Here is a 19,689-nt window from a genome sequence, read left to right as displayed (position 1 = left end):
ACTTTAACCAAGCTGTAAATTAGATAAGTTCTCTATTCCGACTACACTTATTTTTTCTGTTTTTTTATATGTATTATTACCGGCGGTAACAATATATAAATGTTCTAACTGCAAATCAGCAAGAACGGTATACATTGATTTAGTAATACTAGGAGCATCAGCATTTTTTACTTCAAAGCCGTATTTCTTACCGTTCTTAATAATTAATAAATCTAATTCTGCTCCTGTTTGCGTTCGCCAAAAAAAATACTCTGCATCCGTTTTAAATTTACGTATTAACTCTTCTATTACAAACCCTTCAAATGAAAGACCGCGTTTTGGGTGAACATACCAATCATGTTCGTGAATCCCTAATAATGCATGTAGTATTCCACTATCTCGTATATAGACTTTCGGTGCTTTCACTTGATGTTTTGAGATATTTTCATACCAAGGTTTTAATAACCGAATCATAAAAGTTTGCTCTAATATTTCAGTATAACGTTTGATAGTCATATCCGTTAAACCGAGCGACCTTCCAAGCTCGCTATAATTTAATAATTGCCCATGGTTATGGGCAAGCATCAACCATAACTGTCTCATTACATGTGCATTAAGAGATATTCCTAAACTAGGCAAATCACGCTCGATAAAACTAGTGATGTAGCTATTACGCCATCTAAGACTTTGAACATAATTTTTTGCTAAATATGATTTAGGAAAACCGCCTCTTAACCATAACTCCCTAAAATCATTTATCTCTATTAAATTGAACGGAGTAAGCTCCGTATATTCAATACGGCCGGCTAATGATTCTGAAGATTGTCGCAATAATTCTCCAGAAGCACTACCTAATATTAAAAATTTTTTGTTTGAATAGTCAGCAAGAACCCTTAAATAAGGAAAAATTTCAGGTTGTCTTTGAATTTCATCAATTACTATTAAACCGTTTAAAGGCTCAAGAGTTGTCTTAAGATTCTTAAATTGATCTAAGTGAGCCGGATCCTCAAGGTCAAAAAAGTAACTCTTTTCATCTTCTTTAAGCTGTTTAATATAAGCATGAGCTAAGGTAGTTTTACCGCATTGCCTTGGACCGAGAATGGCACAAATAGGAAATATTTCAAAAGAATCTTTGATATGTGTTAAATAATAATCTCTTTCTATCATCCTTGTAATTTCATAATGACACTTTGAATTTACAATATAATTTTAATCAAATAATAGCAAGATTTTTCTGGGTCTTGTAAACTTTTGATTAATGATTATTCTATTAAAAGTACACAGTATTTAGGTTCCCCTACCGTCTTTTCCTATCTCTCTTTGTCTTTCTTCTAATACCTTACTTGTATGTGATCCTACCGCTTCTTTATCTTTACTAAATTTACTTTTTCCTAAATTAACTATAGTTTCTGCTACTACTCCTAGAACTTTCGGGTCTGATAATAATTTTAACGCCGGCACTATAATTTTACCGTATTCATGTTTGCTAAATTTATCGGCAATTTTAATTAATTCAGGTGCATGCTTACCGGCTATCTTTACTAATTTTTCACCATCTAATTTTAATTTTTGACCCTTAGGTGTTTTGTTTAAAAACTCATCTACAACAGGTCCTAAACTACTTGCATGTTTTGTTAACAGTTCAGGAAGGTCTTTTTCAATTATTTTGCTTATTTCAGGATTATTATTTTTAATTTCTATCAAAGTACTAATCAATTCCTTTACCTCTTTTGATTTCTCTTCCTTTGGAAGTGACTTAATTAACTGGGCTTTTTGTATTATATCGGCAACTTTATCGCTATCGGAAAGAGCAAGGCTAGAAAGTTTAGTAATTGACGGCAGAACATCTTTTACAAAAGGCATAGAGGCATCTAGTGCTTTATGTATAAACTCAGGATCTTCTCCTTTTGATTCTATTCTTTCTATTACTTTAGGATGTTTTAAAACATCTAATATATCCTGTTTATTACTATCTAAATATTGTGGTAATTCTTTTTCTAAAACAGGAGCTAAATTATCAATAATTTTTTTGGCATTTTTAACTAACTCTACTATTTGAGGTTTTTTTCCTTTTAATAACTCTTTTTTAGTTTCAGTATCTAACCCTTCCATATTTAGGTTAATTTTAGTCCAACGTTGATTTTCTTTAAGCTGACTATAAGCTTTTATAGCTGAAGGAGTACTTTCAATTAATTTTTCGCTAGAATTTGCAAGTAGTGCTACTGTATTTGCAATTAATTCAGGTTTAGCGATTTTCTGTGCTTTATTATTTATTATATTTTCCGTAATCTGAACTAACTCCTTTTGATTATCAGGATTTTTTAAAAATTGTACTAAATCGTGATTAAGAAGGGGCTTTACTTTGTCTGAAGTAATAATGTCATGTATATTTTTTAATATAACACCTTGAGATGACTCGTTTTTTTGTTTAATATTCTTATATATTTCTTGTAGTTTTGGGTTTAAATCGCTTTCTAGTGCTTTAGATATTAAATCTACTCCTAGAGTAGATAATTCTCTGACAAATTTAGGACTTATTTTGTCTAATATATTTATTTTTTCTGTTTCGGAAGTTTGAAAGTTTTTTGTTATCTTGTTAAGCCTCTTATTTAAAATAGGCGTGAGAAGATATGGGATAACTTTAGATTGTAAAATAGTTTCTTTTGAGCTATTAGATATAGTTTCAGAATGTAAAACAGCAGCACATTTTTTTATAAGCGATTCTGCATCTGCTATTATCTTGCAACCGGCGTCTACATTAGTGGTAGCACTTCTCGCTTTTCTGAGGTTATTAAGCTCCAGTGCAAGATCAGGTAAAACTTGAGAAGCCTCCCAGGTAAATTGCAATGCACTAGGGACATCCCCGACTGCTTGGATAACACTTTGTATTATACCTAAATTATCTTTATTAAGATCTAGATATTGTTTATTTAACTCATCATATTTTTTGTTACCTGTTTCAGACCCAATAGCTACCCATCCAGCTTCAACCCAAGAAAGGTTTTTATATACTTCATCAAGCTGTTGCCTTATATTATCAATGGATTCCTGCTCTTGGCTTTTAGACATTTAAATACCTTTAATATAATATTATCTTACTATAATTATTTAAAGGCTTATAAAATTTTACTTTTTAATTTTTGTTAATTTTTAAAGTCATGGTTATCTTGCAATGGTTTTTTACTGTAATTCTTCATTTACTGGTAAATCAATACTAACCTCTCCACACAATGAAATAATATTCTTCGTTACCTGAAAATCTATATCGGGGTTATTATACTTTTCATTTTTCTGAATCCGGTGGTAGTAGTAATCAGGGTCAGGACATAATTCCATTATTTTCGATAAAGGTTTTTGCTCGATAGTACTGACATTATACTCATATTTTAAAACTTCAGCCGGCACCCCTTTTGTATCACTATTTACCGGTAAATCCATACTAACCTCTCCACATAATGAAACAATATTCTCCATTACCTGAGGATCTATATCCGGGTTGTTATGCTCTTTATTTCCCTGAATCCAGTCGTAGTAATAAGGGTTAGGCCATAATTCCGTGATTTTCGGCAAAGATTCTGGCGGTATAGTACCAAACTTATATCCGCGTTTTAAAACTTCAGCCGGCATCCCCCCTATATCACCGATACAATATATTTGCGAGTAATGCAAAATCGATTTAATATTATTATCGATATCTATATGGATTATATAATATTCACGTTGTATATCATTAAGAAATGTTGCTGCTATAAGCGATATTTTCTAAGTTTTCAGGACATTGAACTATTCTATCTGAAGCCGTTAATCCTTCAAACTCTTCCTCGCCTATTTTTTCTTTTAGTCTATTTTTATATTCTTGCTCTTTATCTGAAGGAAATACAATTTTATCGTCTTTACAATCAACCAAAAAAGGAGTTTTAATAGCATGTTTAATAAATAAATCTTTTAGTTTCATAATAAAAAATTTCTTAATATATAAGGCTATAATATTAATAATTTTTTATATGTCAAACAATATCCTCTAGGCTATCTAGGTAATGCTTTACCAGTCGTAGCAACTTCGCTTCAGAACTTAAGTTTTTCACTGCCCATTTTTTAATCCAAGGTTCGGCGAGTTGCCACATATTAACATTACCGTCTAGCTGTCTGCCTATCCCTTCAACCATTATTAAAGTCTTTTGCAATAACAATAATTCCGGTTGTACTTCCATGCCGAAATCTTCAGTGATTTTAAATAAATGTGCAAGCAGCTTACCTATAGAAATATTTTTTGTTGGTGTCCCTAATATAGGCTCGGTAACTGCTCTACAACTTTGAGCGAATAAATCTAAATCGGTATTTGATGGGATGTAGCCGGCTCTTAAATGTACTTTAGCAACTAATTTATAATCACGGTTTAAAAAACCAAATAGACTTTCGGCAACGGCTAAGCGATCTTTTTCTTTAAGCCTACCCATAATACCGAAATCAAGTAAAATTATCTTACCTTGCTTATTCACTAAAATATTGCCTGCATGTAAATCAGCATGAAAAAACCCGTCTCTATAGGCTTGATTGAAAAACATTACGGCGAAATTCTGAGCTATTTTTGCAGGCTCTAATCCCATTTCTTTTAGCAGCGAAGTATCATATATAGAAGTTCCTTCTAACCACTCGGTAGTTAGTATATTTTCCGACGTTAAATCCCAATATATTTTAGGGTTTATCACATTAATATCATTTCGCATATTATCCATAAGCTCAGAAGAAGCTGCCGCTTCTAGCCTTAAATCAAGCTCAAATCTCATAGTTTCATGAAATTTATCAACTACTTTAATCGGTTTTAGCCTCTTTGCTTTAGAAAATTTTGAGATAATTTTTGCAAGAAAATATAGCAGCTTAATATCTCTGTTATATTTTTTATGAATACCAGGACGCAGAATTTTCACCGCAACATATTCACCGGTTGCGAGTTGTGCCTTATGTACTTGGGAGATTGATGCGGCTGCGACGGGACGATCGTCGAAATGTAGGAAAGGGAGGGCGTCATTGTGAGCATTCGTAGAATGCGTGGCAATCTTTTGCTTACTTGCTGAGATTGCTTCGTCGACATAAATGTCTCCTCGCAATGACGCTATCAACTTCCTCGCCACCCCGCCATCAAACGGAGGTAGCTTATCCTGCAATAACCTTAAATAACCTGCTATCTCTGCTCCTACTAAATCGGGTCTTGTCGAAAGAGTTTGTCCGAATTTTATATAAATAGGTCCAAGTTCACTTAAACAATCTATTAGGCGTTTGCCGTAATCTTCATGCGGTTTTTTAAATAATGATAACGGAGCAGAAAATAAAGCTAATATATAACCGATAAACCTGAAATATTTAGGGCTTCTTGAATCAATTAGAATTCGTTTTTTACTGATGATACGAAAAATACGTATTAAATTAAAAAAATTACTTATCATATCTTATACGCACTGTGAATAGCAACTATTCCGCCGCTCAAATTTTTATAACTAACTTCTTCAAATCCTGCTTCTTTAAGCATTATTCTAAACTCGTCTTGTGAGGGGAATAACTCGATACTTTCGACCAAATATTCATATGCCTCTTTATTACCGGTGATTGCCTGACCGATGGTAGGTATAATACTAAATGAATAAAATTTATAAAAATCTTTAAAATAACTTTCTTTTACCTTTGAAAACTCAAGGCATATAAACTTACCCATCGGTTTTAGAACTCTATAAGCTTCTTTTAAAGCTTTATTAATGTCAGGTACGTTTCTAATACCAAATGCTATAGTATAATAATCAAAACTATTATCTGAAAAAGGCAATTCTTCTGCACTTGCTACAGTAAATTTAAGGTTCTGAAATAAATTAAGATCAATTGCTTTTTTCTTAGCATTCTTTAGCATCTCTTCATTTATATCGCTTAAAGTTAAAGCAATATTATTGCCTCTATCTCTTGCTTTTTTAGCAAGCTTTAAAGCGATATCACCGCTACCGCTAGCGACGTCTAATATATGAGAGTTAAGATTTGGAATTTGCCTACTAAATTCATCTTTCCATAAGCGATGTAATCCAAAGCTCATTAAGTCATTCATTAAATCATACTTATCAGCGACATTAGAAAAAACGCTATTTACTAACCCTTGTTTTTTAGTGTAGTCTACTTTTTTAAAGCCAAAATTTGTTTGGTTCATAGTTTTTTATTATAAATATTAGTATCAAATGCCGGAACTTCCTGAAGTAGAAACTCTTAAAAACTCTCTGAAAGATAAGCTAATTGAGCTTATTATAGAAAATGTAGAGTTAAAAAGAGATAATTTACGTTATAAACTATCTCCGCTTTTAGCTTCCGAAATCTCAAATACTAATATACTGGATGTTAGGCGTCGTGCAAAATATTTAATTATAGATTTTAATAATGATTATTCTTTAATAGTTCATCTAGGTATGAGCGGTAGATTTACTCTGCAACCTTCTAACTATGAAACTAAAAAACACGATCATGTAATTTTTGATTTAAGTAACGGTGAAAAGTTAATTTTTAACGATACTAGACGCTTTGGAATGATTTATAATTTTAAAACTAACTTCCTAGAAAAAGAGTTATTTAATAATTTAGGGGTAGAGCCGCTTTCTGATTCATTGACACTGGAATATTTAAAAAGCAAATTAATTACTAGAAAAATACCGATAAAAAATTTAATTATGGATAATAGAATTATAGTCGGAGTCGGCAATATTTACGCTTCAGAAAGTCTTTATTTAGCTAGAATTCATCCGGATAAATTAGGTAGCAATTTAAGGGATGATGAAATAGAAAGTTTAATTAAATCGATTAGAGAAGTATTAGCTAAAGCTATAACTGCCGGTGGCACCACCCTTAAAGATTTTGTAAACGGTGATAACAAACCCGGTTATTTTACCCAGCAACTTACGGTTTACGGCAGAGAAAGACAAAATTGTTTAAACTGCTCTAGCACTATTATTAAGACAAAACATTCAGGCAGAAGTACTTTTTATTGTAGGACCTGTCAATATAGTGAATTTACTTGACATATTTTTTAAAACTATTTATAAAGCTCTCTATTGTTTATTCAATTAATAGTTGTAAAATATATGAGAATAAAGCCGGTGATTATAGCGGGGGGTAGCGGTAAAAGACTATGGCCCTTATCATCTAAGGATAAACCGAAACAATTTAAAAAAATATTGAGTGATCTAACTTTACTTCAGCAAACATTAAACCGAAATAAATTTCTAGGACAACCTACTATTATTACTTCCAAAAAATATGAATCAATCACTAAAGAACAAGCAGCAGAAATAGATGTAGAAATAGAATTAATTACCGAGCCTTTACAAAAAAATACTGTCGTTTGTGCCATTATTACAGCATTATCGGCTAAAGCACAAGGGTTTGATATCGTAGTGTTATTACCTTCGGACCATCATATAGCGGATAATCTAAATTATCTTAATACTATAAATAAAGCTTTACATTATGTTAATGAATTCGGTATTTGCACTATAGGCATTCCTATAAATTTTATAAGTGCCGAGTATGGCTATATAAACACAGGATTATCAATTGCAGAAAATGTTTATCTAGTTGATCATTTCATTGAAAAACCTATATTAGAGCAAGCAAAAAAACATTTTCAAAGTAATGAATATTTTTGGAATTCAGGAATTTTTGTATACGATATTAACTTCTTCTTAAACTTAGCAATGAACCTTCAACCTGATTTATTTTGTATTGTAGAAAAAGCACTTAATACTGCTATAAAAAATGAGAAAAGTTTGGCAATAGACGATGAGGCTTATAATGAAATCGAAGCAATTTCTATAGACAATGCTATAATGGAATATATTTCGGGAATGGTCATGATAAAAGCTGATTTTGTTTGGAACGATCTTGGTACTTGGCATTCCTTATTACAGGTAAAACATCAAAATATAAATGATAATTATTGTGAGGGGAACGTAGTAACAAGCAATACTACAAACTCTTTCATTAGTTCTAATAATAAATTAACTACTGTAGTTGGTCTTGACAATGTCATAATTATCGATACTATGAACGGTCTTTTGGTCGCCGATAAATCAAAAATGAATGAAATCAAAGAATTAGTAATGAAAATAGAGCAAAATTAAAATGAATGATCTAGAGAAAGCTAAAATCCTATTTACTGCTCTTTTTAACGGAAAATCTGATTCATCACCGAATTATAAAATATATGAAAAAGCCTTTCTAAATAATATTTTGTCTTCTGAAGAAATAAAATTAGAAATTATAAAAGGAAATAACGAAGCTTGTTATATTCTTGCTAAAACTTACGAAATAATTAATCGTAATCCCCAAGATGAATATAACTCTATGTTATTAATATTGATTGGAAGTAAACTCGGAAATACAGAATGTACACAGCTTGTTTATTCATATCCTACAAAATATACAAGCTTTGAGTCTACTGTTAATAATTTTATTCAGAATTATATAGGAGACCCAAATTATAATAATATGTATAACCATGGTTGAACACATATTACTACATAATTTACTACTAATATTCAAGACTATTGACATAGTATTATTGCTTATATATCCTATTTTTACGAGGCTTAAACCTTATCATTATAGTAATAGAGGTTGAATTATATCCAATTTATAGGAAATATTTTATTTTTTAAAGAATATAGCGAATACCGGCAAATAGCTAACCCATTTACGGTATGAGGTATGTTTTTAAAAAATTAAAAGATAATGGATAAATTAGAGTTCTTCGGAAACGAGGGTTTAGGAAGGAATTTGAAGAAGACACGGAAGCACTTGCCACCGCAACGTATAAAAGCGTATGTGAGGATGCGAGTACCGGCTCGACGTACAAATTACCCCTAGAAGTAGAATTTCCGAAGAGGTCTATTGAACATAATTCAACTTCTTTTACTATAAATATAGCTAATCTTATAAACTTCAAAAATCTGTAAGTTATAGGAACAACTTAGTAATAAAGAAGTTCATTTTAGTTGAGTTACAACATGGAAAATACTACAGAAGAACAAATAATAATATCTGAATTCAAAAATGATGAAGAGATAGATGAAGAAGAGAAAAGATTAAAAACAGAAGATTCGCGAAAGCAACTTAAAGCAATATTAATAACATTTGGTATTATTTTGACCGGTTTTTTAACTTTTACTTATTTCTTTTTTAATTACATAGAAGAAAAAGCGGAAGAATACAAACAACAGCAACAACAAGAAATTCAAAAAACTAATAAGAGTTGAATACTAGATTACCACAATTCTCTTTTAATTATGGTCTTGTTACATGGCTGCTATATCGTTCCAGCAAGGCATTATTGCATGGATACCACCCCGTCATTACGAGCGACTGCGACGTTGTTGTATGGCTCGCAAAACCCACTCGATGTCATTCCCGCGAAAGCGGGGATGACATCGAGGTCTTTTCAAAAACTGTCCGGTACTATAGAATAAATCACGGGATGACAGAGGAAAATACTGTTCTATGCAACAAGGCTGCGACTGCAAGGAGCGTGGCAATCCAAAAAAATAACTATTTTTATACTGCCTTAAGTTTAGATTGCTTGAAATTAGTTTTATCAAATTCATAGATAAAATCTTTGATAATAGGTACTATAAACTGTTTAAATTTACTTCCGCTAAATACCCCGTAATGCCCTGCCCCTTTTTGTAAATGGTATCTTTTCATTGATTCAGGTATATTTGAACAAAGTTTTAAAGCAGCTTTTGTTTGCCCTACCGCTGCAATATCATCTAATTCCCCTTCAATACCAAGTAAAGCACATTTAGTAATATGTTTTAAATCAATCGGACGCTTCTCAGAAACTAATTTACCTCTTGCTAATGAAAATTGTTGGAATACTTCATCTATAGTTTGTAAGTAAAACTCTGCCGGCATATCCATACCTGCTAAATACTCATCATAAAATTTAATAGTATGATCGGCTTTTTTATAATCAGAATTTAATAAACTTTGCCATAATTCTAAATGTGAATCTATATGACGGAATAAGTTTAAACTCATAAAGCCGGCAAGTTGGAGAAAGCCGGGATATACTTTTCTTCCATGACCTGGATAGTTTGGCGGCACCTGCATTGTAACCATTTTGCAGAACCATTCTAAACTTTTACTTTGAGCAAATTCATTAACTGCAGTGGGATTTTTTCTAGCATCAATAGGTCCACCCATCAAAATCATCGAACTCGGCACATTCGGGCTATTACTCTCCGACATTAAGCTAATGGCGGCAAGCAGTGGAACAGTAGGTTGGCAAACTGCCATAGTGTGAACATTAGGTCCTATAAAATTGATAAACTCCATTACATAATCAATATAATCATCCATATCAAAATGCCCTGCTTCAAGCGGCACGAAACTTGCTTCCGTCCAATCTGTAATATAAATATCGGTATACGGTAATAATTCTTGTACGGTTGATCTAAGTAAAGTAGCGTGATGCCCCGCCATGGGTGCTACTATTAATAATTTAGGTAATTCTTTTTTAAAACCTATTTTCTGAAAATGCCTTAGTTCACAAAAAGACTTTTTTAGTATAACTTTTTCATTAATGTTATAGGTTTTATCATCAATAATTGTTTCAAGAATATTAAATTCGGGTTTTTCATATTTTCTAGTCATGCGTTCACAAAGCGTTAAATAAGAATGCATAATTCTTGCAAACCCATTATCCTCTAGAGACTCATGTTCATACGCCTCTTTCAGGATTTTTATACCTAAATGTATTGGAGCAATTTGTGCTCTAAGCCCCTCTAATATATAATATGTATAATTAGTACTTAAATCACAGTTCATCATAATTTATCCCTAAATCTAAAAATAATTAATATAATCATTTAGTTTAACATCAAAAATTTCTTTAGTAACATTAATTTTAGGGTTCACAACTTAAATTTTTATAAATGCGTGATAATAATGGTCTATGAGACTGTTAACAAAATAGCTTTAATATAAATAATATTTATTTTTTCTTCTTGTTTTGCTTAGGAATTTTATTTACGTGGTCATTAATATTAAACCAAGTACTATCATTTACTTTCTGTTTTTTATAGAATGTATCAATATTATTTATATAATTTTCAAAATCTTTATTCTCTTCTGCTAACCTATTAGCCATATTCCAATCTATTTCCGGTCTTTCTCTAGCAGGAATTGATATTTTACTATCTTCAGGATTTTCTATATCTACTAAAATAAATCCTATACCATACCTAGTACATAGCATTTCAAGTTCATGCCTGGTATCATTTTGTCTACTTTCAATTAAATCAGCAGCAACTAAATAGCCATAATGTGCCCATGAGGAATTTGATAAAGCCTGAAAAAAATATTCTCGTAAATTACTACGGTTGATTTTTGTTTTTGCTTCAAAAGACCAAAGTCGTGCTTGTTTTCCTGCATAATATTTAGCACAATCTTTAATTAGTAATCCCCATTTTTCATTAAGAACCTCCATACCTACCCAATCTGGATGTAACCACTTATTACCTTTAGTTCCTTGTTTATTTGAAGAAAAATTATGCTTAATAGGCATATTATGAATCTTCAATTTGTTTTGAAGATATAATGCAAGTGTATCACATACTTGCTCTTCGGTTATTTTATCTTCTTTATTTGCATTTATTTTAGGTTCTGTGGCTTGTTCATTATTGACATAGTAATCAGGGTTTTGTGAATAATAAAATTTTAGCTTAGGTTTTAGCTCTATTCTAATATTAGGTTCTTGTCTTCGTTCAGCAGAAAGCTTACTACTACTAATTTCCCCTGCATAAATTCCTATAATCTCCTTATCTTTTTCTTCTTGAGTCTTTGCTTCTAACAATCTCTTATTTGTACTTGCATTTGCTTTGAGTCTTGCTTCTTCAATGTAATTTTCTACAAGCCATTCAGCTATTCCATAAGAGGTAAATTTTTGATCTTCATTTTCTTTTAAAAAACTAATAATGGCATTTTTGCGATCAAATTCCATATTAAATATACTAATAATTGAAATACTATAAAATATACATGTTATTTTATAAATTTCAACTTTAAATTATCAATCTTTATGATTTTATAAAGTATTATTTATTTATACTATGAGCAAATGAAAAGTAGGTAGACGAAGTTTAATTTGGAAAAGAGCAAGGCGTCTTGAAGCTGATGACCGCAGCTTACAACTAGTACGTGAAGATTATCAGCAAAAGACTTTGTCGCCAATTTTTCAAATTAAACGAATATGCTTTTCAAATTTAGAAAATAATGTTTTAAAATTACGAGTAGTAATATTTGCTACTTCTTTTGAGGTGATATTTTTGAGTTCGGCTACTTTCTCGGCAACATATCTAACGAAAGCCGGTTCGTTTTGTTTGCCTCGCATAGGCGTAGGTGCTAAATAAGGTGAGTCGGTTTCAATCAATAATCTATCAAGCGGCACATATTTAACTATTTCCTGCAAATCAGTTGCATTCTTGAAAGTAATAATACCGGACATTGAAATATATAAACCGATATCTAACATTTTTGTTGCTAGATTTTTTGATGAGGTAAAACAATGGATTAGCCCAGGAAATTTACTATTACGCATTTCCGAGGTTAAAATATCAATAGTATCTTCATCTGCTTCTCTTGTATGAACAATAATAGGTAAATTAGTAGCGGATGCCGCATGTATATGTGCTACAAATGAATCTTGCTGTAATTTTTTATCGTAAGGCTGATGATAATAATCAAGACCTGTCTCACCGATTCCGATAATTTTCGGATGCTTGGTAAGCTTAATAATTACCTCAGCGTCATTGCGAGGAGAGACGTAGTCTTGACGTGGCAATCTTGTCCAAGCTTCCTGAGATTGCCACAGCACTTGCAGTGCCTCGCAATGACTAATAGAAGAATTCACTTCGCACGGATGTACCCCAACAGAAGCAAAAACATTTTCATATTTTTCAGCTATTTCTAAAACAATTGGTAAATCTTCAATTTTAGTGCAGATAGTTTGCATATACTGTACATTATTTTCTAATGCTCTTTGAATGACGGAATCTAAATCCGTATCTTTGGTAAGTAAATTAAGATGACAATGCGAATCTATTAGCATGCTATAATGCCGATGTCATTCCTGCGAAAGCGGGAATCCAATAAAAAATAATATAAAAATCTAATATATAATTTATTAAAAAAATGGATTCCCGCTTTTGCGGGAATGACATAGAAGGAATTGGAAATGACACAACAAGATTTATACAACATCCCCCTCAAATCTCGGAAATATTATGGCAGGTTCTAAAATACTACTTCCTGCTCTTAAAGCATAATCACGTATTAAATGCTTAAATAAACGTTCTTCTTTATTTACCCCTAACTGATCTAACATTTTATTCGCCGAACTCGGTATAAAAGGCTGAAGCATTATTGCAATATAGCGTAATACTTCTAGTAGAGTATATAGCACCTCTGACATCTTTTCAGGATCGGTTTTTTTCAAATTCCAAGGTGCTTCACTATCAATATAGATATTTGCCTCTTCGCTCAAATTAATAATATTTTCAAGCACTTTATTAATTTCAGTTTTCTCCATCAATAAAATATTCTGTTCGGCAAATTTACTTGCAGTCTTTAAAATCGGTAGCTCATATATTTTATCTATGATACCTTGCATAAGCAAAGGCACTTTGCCGTCATTATTCTTATAAACAAAAGCTGTAGTACGCTGTAATAAATTACCTATCTTGTTTGATAGTTCGCTATTAATTCGGGTAACTAAATTACTACGAGCAAAATTACCGTCCGCTCCAAAAGTTACTTCACGCATCAGAAAATACCTAACCTGATCAACGCCGAACTCATCGATTAATTTAATCGGATCAATGGTATTACCGAGAGATTTAGAGATTTTCTGCCCCTCATTCGTCCACCAACCATGAGCCATAATTGTTTTCGGCAGCGGGATTTCAGCAGCCATTAAGAAAGCCGGCCAATAAACCGCATGAAAACGTAAGATATCTTTACCGACTACATGCAAATCAGCCGGCCAAAATTTACCGTAATTACTCTGCTTATCAGGATAACCAAGTGCCGAAATATAACTAGCAAGTGCATCAAGCCAAACATAAATTACATGTTTTTCGTTATTTGGAACTTTTATTCCCCAGTTAAAAGTAGTACGCGATACTGATAAATCTTTTAGACCTGATTTAACAAAGCTAATTACTTCGTTACGCCTTGATATAGGTCTAATAAAATCAGGATTTGCTTCATAAAACTCAAGCAATTTATCCTGCCATTTTGAAAGGTTAAAGAAATAGCTTGGCTCTTTAACCCATTCAACTGGGGCACCCGTCGGTGCTAAACCGTCACTCGTAAGTTCCGACTCATCAAAAAAAGCCTCATCTCGCACTGCATACCAGCCCTCATAAAATCCCTCATAGATTGTACCGTTATCTAGTAATTTCTGCCAAAAAATAGCTACGGCTTCTTTATGTCTGCTTTCCGTTGTTCTGATAAAATCATCATTGGAAATATTCATAACATTCATCAGATGACGAAAACTTTCGGATGTATGATCGGTAAATTTTTGTGGGTCGATATTTTTATTGATAGCTGCTTTTTCTACTTTCTGCCCGTGTTCGTCGGTACCTGTTAAAAACATTACGTCGAAACCACAAAGTCGTATGAAACGAGCAATAACGTCACTTGCAACGCTAGTATAAGCATGACCGATATGTGGAACATCGTTAACGTAATATATAGGGGTAGTAATGTAGTAAGTATTCTTCATAGTATAATTCTAATAAATAAAGAGTTGGTAGACGAAGGTCAATTTCAAAAAGAGCTAGGAGTTCTCAAGACGAGGAGCGGAGCGTATAATAATACGTGAGCACCCTCGTCCTTGTAGAGCGACAACGCCAATTTTTGAAATTCACCGAGTATATAAATGCTTTTTTATTAACTCATGTACTTCAAGCGGACTTAAATCCGACGCTTTAATTGTTTTTATTCTCTCAGGAAATCTATTACTTAATTCTTTAAAGCAATCATAGATTTTTTTGTAAAAATCTATACCCCTTACGTCAAATTTATTGCTCATATTTCGTAAGTTTACTCTCTCAATAGCAGTATCCGGCTCTACGTCAATAAAAAACGTAATATCCGGCATAAGAGAAGGCATTAAAGTTTTGTGCAGATTATAAACTAAATCTATGCCGTTTTCTAGCTCTAATCCTTGATAACATGCAGTTGAGTCAATAAACCTATCACATATTACGATATGTCCATCTTGCAGAGCCGGTATAATCTTCCGTACCATATGATCATAACGTGCTGCCATAGCTTGTAATAGCTCGGACATGGGTAACAATTCTTCATGTACTAGAATTTCACGCATTTTTTCGGCGACGGCAGTACCACCGACTTCACGAGTTAAAATAACGGGAGTATTTTGAGATTTTAAATATTCATAGAGCATTTGAGATTGAGTAGATTTGCCAATCCCCTCCCCGCCCTCAAACGTAATAAACTTTCCTTGTTTCAAATTATTCATTAATTACAATTACTTTAAGCTATAACTTTATAATCATATCTCTTAAAAAAATATTTACAAGGAAGATTACATACTTATATACTGCTTGTATTTCAAGAAATTATTAATATACTCGATGAACTTCAAAAATTGGCTACGTCATCCTACAAGAGCTGTGGTGCTGAACGTTTAAGTATACACTCCGCTCCTCGCCTGGCGTTGTTGCGTGGATATCTAATCGTCATTGCGAGGAGCGAAGCGACGTGGCAATCCAGAAAAAATAATAAAAAAATTCTGTAAATCAGAATTTTTTACTGGATTGCTTCGTCGAATTACTACGTAATTCTTCTCGCAATGACGGAAAAGCAGGTCCACGCAAGGCCTCCTCGCCTTGTGGATTCCTTGCTCTTTTTGAAGTTGTGTCGAAGTATACCTATTTTTCATTTACTCGTAGTATATATGAGCAATTCATTAAGCAAAAGGGATTTTTCGATTCTAATCGGTAATGCGATGGACCATTTTGATACTGCACTTTATGGATTTCTTGCTCCGCTACTTGCCGGTATTTTCTTCCCGAATCATGATAAAGTCGTCGCCTTAATACTTACCTATAGCGTTCTTGCTACGTCTTTATTTACACGCCCTGTAGGCTCTTATTTTTTTGGCGTAATTGCTAAAAAATACGACGGGGTTTTTGCTTTATCTCATTCCTTAATCGGCGTTGCTTTCACAACTAGCCTGATAGGTTTGATACCGTCTCATGCACAAATAGGTTGGCTTGCACCTCTATTATTAGTTTTGCTTAGAACATTACAAGGTATATATTCCGAGGGTGAATGTGCTATTGCAAAATTGTATATTTTAGAGAATAAAGAAGAAAAAAAAGCGTTTAAAGCTTCTTACCTTTATCAAACATCTACTATGGTCGGTATTATCCTTGCTTCATTTATCAGTACTATAGTTTTAAATGTAGAGTATAATGAATATTGGCGTTTATGTTTCATATTTGGCGGATTTACGGCCCTTATAGGTTATTTTTTAAGAAAGAGCGGGAATTACACGTCATTGCGAGCGACTAAAAGAAGCGTGGCAATCTCAGGAATTTTGCCTAAGATTGCTTCGCCAAAACCTACGGTTTTTCCTCGCAATGACGTAGTATCTTCACTATTACTTGACTTAAACACAATTTGGAACAGCAAACTAAGTATCTTACGCATTAGTTTTGTCGTAGGTTTCTCATATATGACCTATATAGTGCCTTTCGTTTTTATGAATAGTTTTATTCCGCTTATCACTGATATATCAATTGAAACAATGATGAAATTTAATACGGAATTTCTGATTTTTGATATGGTTATGATTCCGATAATAGGTCATCTGACAAAAAAATTCCATTACCTTAAAATATTAAACGGTACTCTTATTTTAATGAGTTTAAGTATAATTCCTTTATGGCTGTTCTTAAATAATTCGTCTATATGGTATGTTAATTTCGTGCGTATTTGGATTATAATACTCGGTGTTGGCTTCTTAGCACCTTTGAATTGCTGGCTAAATGATTTATTTAAAACTGCCGATAAATATATGTTAGTAGGTATCGGCAGTAGTATAGGTGCTTCATTAATCGGACGCCTTACCCCGTCAATCTGCCTAATGCTTTGGCATGTAACCGGCAGCTCTTTATCAATTGCGGTTTATATAGCTGTAATCTCGATGGTAACTTTATGGGCTGTGAGAGCGGAACGTTAATGAGATACCGCTTCTAAGTAAGCATCAGGAGTTACTCCTATAATGTCTGTTAGTTCTTTATAGCAATCATCATTTACAAGTCTACAAAACTTAGGTATTTTATAAGATTCACAACCTGCTCTAATGTGTCCGGCGTACTCGATATCCATATAATTATTACGGATAATATGTATATATTCTTTAAATGCAGATTTATCTTTAGTGCCGTATTTTTCTGCTACTTTATCAAATATCATGCTATTCACATCTTCACGATTATAAACTTTCTGACTATTATACTCACTGCTACTCCAAAATTTTTTAGAATCAGTATACAAGCGATATTTCTCCCCTCTTGAAACCAAAGGGTCAGTAAATTTTTCTATAAAACACAAAAAATATGCTGAATAATAAAATTCTGCTGTTGGGTCTTTTATTAATGCTGCAAAAGATTTTTTATAAGTATTGTTTCTTAACATAGTTCATATCCTTTTTATTATTTAGAGTAATTATACTAATAAAAAGTTAAAAAGTAAACTATTTTTTAATAAAATACTAAACTTAAAAGCAGCCCAACGTAATTATTAGCTCTGAACCTTGTCATACAATCAGCTGGGTTTCGGGTATCAAGAGTTGCTACTTGCAATATCAGTAAAATTAAAGCAGCTAAAATAGGTAAATAGTCGCTATTATTGTTAGCTATCTTTGTTGCTAAGATAAATAATAATATAAAACCTATATAGCATACATAAAGCCAAAATTTAGGATGCTTGTTCTCTAAATATATGCTTAAAGATTTCACTCCTATTTTCTTATCGTCTTTTATATCCATATATCCGTAAATCGTATCATAGCCGGTTGCCCAAAAACAGCATGCTAAATACATAATAATTGCTGCCGCATCAAGTTTATTCTGAACTGCCGCATACGCTATTAATGCCCCTAGCTTAAAGGTAAATCCCATAAATACTTGCGGGAAGTAGGTAATACGTTTCGTTAGCGGATATAGGCTAATCATTATTACAGCAAAAAAACCTGTATATATGGCTGTTTTGTTTAAAAGTAGCAAGATATAAAGTGATATAATACTAAGAATAAAGAGTATAAAAATAGCATAAGAAACAGACACAGCATCACTTGCTAAAGGTCGGTCTTTAGTCCTTGCAACATGTTTATCAAATTTCCGATCAAATATATCGTTAATAATACACCCGCTACTCCTTGTCGTTATACTACCTAAAATAAATAACGGTAATAAATAAGCTAATTCAGTGTTAGAAGGGTTTGCAAGCAGCAATCCAAATAAAGCAGGGAAAAAAACTAATATATAAGGTACCGGCTTATCTGCCCGCATTAATTTTAAAGTAAGTAAAAGTTTGTTTATCATTATTAATATTAAACTTTAAATTTAAATAGATGTAGATATTTTATATGAATTAAGATAAAATATGCCATAAAATAAAGCTACTAGATTTTTATGGTCAAAAAATTAAAACATGATTCATTAGTAAAAACAATAATGACCGATCCGATAGCAGCACAAGAATTTCTAGAATATTACTTACCCGATGATTTTAAGAACTTAGTAGATTTATCAAAAATAACGGTAGAACAAGAAAGCTACATTGAGGAATCTTTAAATAAGAGATATAGTGATATAATATATAAAATTAGCACCCATAATAAAAAAGAAGCGTTTGTTTATGTATTAGTAGAGACCCAATCAACAATTGATTATTGGGCAGCTTTGCGTCTATGGAAATATACACTATTATTATGTGAAAGACATAAGAGAGGAAAGGATAAATTGACGCTAGTTTATAATTTAGTTATTTACAACGGTAAAGAAATTTATAATGCTCCAAGTAATTTGTGGAGTTTATTTACTGATAGTGTAATGTCAAAGAAATTAATGACTGAAGATTATCAATTAGTTGATTTGCAAGCTATGTCAGATGATGAAATCGTCAAGAAGAAGCATTTAGGTATGCTAGAATATATGATAAAGCATATCCATATGCGAGATATGATAAAACTATGGGAAAAGTTTTTAACAGAGTTTAAACATATTATAATATTGGATAAAGAAAAAGGTTATATTTACCTAAGATCGTTCTTATGGTATACTGATACGAAACTATCAAAACAAAAACAACCGGAATTAGTACAAGTATTTACTAAGCATTTATCATCTAAAGATAAGGAGAGCATTATGAAAACTATAGCTGACACATATAGAGATGAAGGAAGACAAGAAGGTGTGGTACAAGGTAAAGAGATAGGAAAAGCTGAGGGCGAACATAATAAGGCGATAATAATAGCAAAGGAAATGTTCACTCAGGGCTTTAAAATTCCTGTTATTGCCAAGGTTACAGGTCTTCAAGAAACTTTTGTTCGCTCAGTTGTAAAAAGTCATTAATCGTGCAAGT

At 32.3% G+C, this 19,689-nt stretch carries 18 protein-coding genes and 3 pseudogenes; 8 read left to right on the top strand and 13 right to left on the bottom strand.

What is annotated here, in order from left to right:
* Positions 1–3 precede the first annotated feature (3 nt).
* The 6 genes and pseudogenes from RF_RS01350 to ubiE all read right to left on the bottom strand — a co-directional run bounded on the left by RF_RS01350 (position 4) and on the right by ubiE (position 6,166).
* Positions 4–1,146, bottom strand: coding sequence for an ATP-binding protein (locus RF_RS01350; protein ID WP_011270599.1), 1,143 nt, complete (start codon positions 1,144–1,146; stop codon positions 4–6).
* A gap of 120 nt (positions 1,147–1,266) precedes the next feature.
* Positions 1,267–3,048 (bottom strand): hypothetical protein, encoded by a 1,782-nt coding sequence (locus RF_RS01345; protein ID WP_011270598.1) that lies wholly within the window; start codon positions 3,046–3,048, stop codon positions 1,267–1,269.
* A gap of 351 nt (positions 3,049–3,399) precedes the next feature.
* Positions 3,400–3,606, bottom strand: a pseudogene (locus RF_RS09670) (hypothetical protein); the annotation flags it as partial.
* Positions 3,607–3,709: 103 nt separating this feature from the next.
* Positions 3,710–3,934: a hypothetical protein gene (locus RF_RS01330; protein WP_045820726.1), complete on the bottom strand. Its 225-nt coding sequence runs from the start codon at positions 3,932–3,934 to the stop codon at positions 3,710–3,712.
* Between the two features lie 52 nt (positions 3,935–3,986).
* Positions 3,987–5,423 carry a 2-polyprenylphenol 6-hydroxylase gene (ubiB, locus tag RF_RS01325; RefSeq protein WP_011270596.1) on the bottom strand — a complete coding sequence of 479 codons (1,437 nt, stop codon included), beginning with the start codon at positions 5,421–5,423 and terminating at the stop codon, positions 3,987–3,989.
* Complete coding sequence (gene ubiE, locus RF_RS01320) at positions 5,420–6,166, bottom strand: bifunctional demethylmenaquinone methyltransferase/2-methoxy-6-polyprenyl-1,4-benzoquinol methylase UbiE (RefSeq protein WP_011270595.1); 747 nt, start codon at positions 6,164–6,166, stop codon at positions 5,420–5,422. The genes ubiB and ubiE overlap by 4 nt, the downstream gene beginning before the upstream one ends.
* 28 nt (positions 6,167–6,194) lie before the next feature.
* Between ubiE and mutM the strand changes: the two genes are divergently transcribed.
* The 5 genes and pseudogenes from mutM to RF_RS01295 all read left to right on the top strand — a co-directional run bounded on the left by mutM (position 6,195) and on the right by RF_RS01295 (position 9,260).
* Positions 6,195–7,025 carry a bifunctional DNA-formamidopyrimidine glycosylase/DNA-(apurinic or apyrimidinic site) lyase gene (gene mutM / locus RF_RS01315; RefSeq protein WP_011270594.1) on the top strand — a complete coding sequence of 277 codons (831 nt, stop codon included), beginning with the start codon at positions 6,195–6,197 and terminating at the stop codon, positions 7,023–7,025.
* Positions 7,026–7,094: 69 nt separating this feature from the next.
* Positions 7,095–7,913 (top strand): annotated as a pseudogene (locus tag RF_RS08535) (mannose-1-phosphate guanylyltransferase); the annotation flags it as partial.
* Between the two features lie 15 nt (positions 7,914–7,928).
* Positions 7,929–8,126, top strand: a complete 198-nt coding sequence (locus RF_RS11890; RefSeq protein WP_410525679.1) for a hypothetical protein — start codon at positions 7,929–7,931, stop codon at positions 8,124–8,126.
* Position 8,127: 1 nt separating this feature from the next.
* Positions 8,128–8,511 carry a hypothetical protein gene (locus tag RF_RS11165; RefSeq protein WP_011270592.1) on the top strand — a complete coding sequence of 128 codons (384 nt, stop codon included), beginning with the start codon at positions 8,128–8,130 and terminating at the stop codon, positions 8,509–8,511.
* Positions 8,512–9,011: 500 nt separating this feature from the next.
* Positions 9,012–9,260 carry an RP671a family tick cell line-upregulated protein gene (locus tag RF_RS01295; RefSeq protein WP_039594817.1) on the top strand — a complete coding sequence of 83 codons (249 nt, stop codon included), beginning with the start codon at positions 9,012–9,014 and terminating at the stop codon, positions 9,258–9,260.
* 295 nt (positions 9,261–9,555) lie between these two features.
* On the opposite strand, the gene RF_RS01290 is transcribed toward RF_RS01295, so the two are convergent.
* The 5 genes from RF_RS01290 to tmk form a co-directional block, all read right to left on the bottom strand.
* Complete coding sequence (locus tag RF_RS01290; RefSeq protein WP_011270590.1) at positions 9,556–10,833, bottom strand: polyhydroxyalkanoate depolymerase; 1,278 nt, start codon at positions 10,831–10,833, stop codon at positions 9,556–9,558.
* A 163-nt stretch (positions 10,834–10,996) separates the two neighbouring features.
* Positions 10,997–12,004: a hypothetical protein gene (locus RF_RS10840; RefSeq protein ID WP_011270589.1), complete on the bottom strand. Its 1,008-nt coding sequence runs from the start codon at positions 12,002–12,004 to the stop codon at positions 10,997–10,999.
* A gap of 234 nt (positions 12,005–12,238) precedes the next feature.
* Positions 12,239–13,111 carry a TatD family hydrolase gene (locus tag RF_RS01280; RefSeq protein WP_011270588.1) on the bottom strand — a complete coding sequence of 291 codons (873 nt, stop codon included), beginning with the start codon at positions 13,109–13,111 and terminating at the stop codon, positions 12,239–12,241.
* Positions 13,112–13,252: 141 nt separating this feature from the next.
* On the bottom strand, positions 13,253–14,791 hold the full coding sequence (gene metG / locus RF_RS01275; RefSeq protein WP_011270587.1) for a methionine--tRNA ligase: 1,539 nt from the start codon (positions 14,789–14,791) through the stop codon (positions 13,253–13,255).
* A gap of 141 nt (positions 14,792–14,932) precedes the next feature.
* Entirely contained in the window at positions 14,933–15,553 is a 621-nt protein-coding gene (gene tmk, locus RF_RS01270) for a dTMP kinase (protein WP_011270586.1), read from the bottom strand.
* 192 nt (positions 15,554–15,745) lie between these two features.
* Between tmk and RF_RS11885 the strand changes: the two are divergent.
* Both RF_RS11885 and RF_RS01265 read left to right on the top strand, forming a co-directional pair.
* A pseudogene (locus tag RF_RS11885) lies at positions 15,746–15,897 on the top strand (zinc ABC transporter substrate-binding protein); the annotation flags it as partial.
* A 94-nt stretch (positions 15,898–15,991) separates the two neighbouring features.
* Positions 15,992–17,281 carry an MFS transporter gene (locus RF_RS01265; protein ID WP_041405308.1) on the top strand — a complete coding sequence of 430 codons (1,290 nt, stop codon included), beginning with the start codon at positions 15,992–15,994 and terminating at the stop codon, positions 17,279–17,281.
* On the opposite strand, the gene RF_RS01260 is transcribed toward RF_RS01265, so the two are convergent.
* Together RF_RS01260 and ubiA are read right to left on the bottom strand one after the other, a co-directional pair.
* Positions 17,278–17,739 (bottom strand): hypothetical protein, encoded by a 462-nt coding sequence (locus RF_RS01260; RefSeq protein ID WP_011270584.1) that lies wholly within the window; start codon positions 17,737–17,739, stop codon positions 17,278–17,280. The genes RF_RS01265 and RF_RS01260 overlap by 4 nt on opposite strands.
* A 65-nt stretch (positions 17,740–17,804) precedes the next feature.
* Positions 17,805–18,647, bottom strand: coding sequence for a 4-hydroxybenzoate octaprenyltransferase (gene ubiA / locus RF_RS01255; RefSeq protein WP_011270583.1), 843 nt, complete (start codon positions 18,645–18,647; stop codon positions 17,805–17,807).
* 90 nt (positions 18,648–18,737) lie between these two features.
* Here ubiA and RF_RS01250 point away from each other — a divergent pair, with 90 nt between their 5' ends.
* Positions 18,738–19,679 carry an Rpn family recombination-promoting nuclease/putative transposase gene (locus tag RF_RS01250; protein ID WP_011270582.1) on the top strand — a complete coding sequence of 314 codons (942 nt, stop codon included), beginning with the start codon at positions 18,738–18,740 and terminating at the stop codon, positions 19,677–19,679.
* The last annotated feature ends 10 nt before the right edge of the window (positions 19,680–19,689 follow it).

Origin of the sequence: Rickettsia felis URRWXCal2 (assembly GCA_000012145.1) — a bacterium.
GTDB classification, from domain to species: Bacteria; Pseudomonadota; Alphaproteobacteria; order Rickettsiales; family Rickettsiaceae; genus Rickettsia; species Rickettsia felis.
The sequence above is the reverse complement of the archived record's forward strand: the minus strand, read 5'-3'. Positions and strand labels throughout refer to the sequence as shown.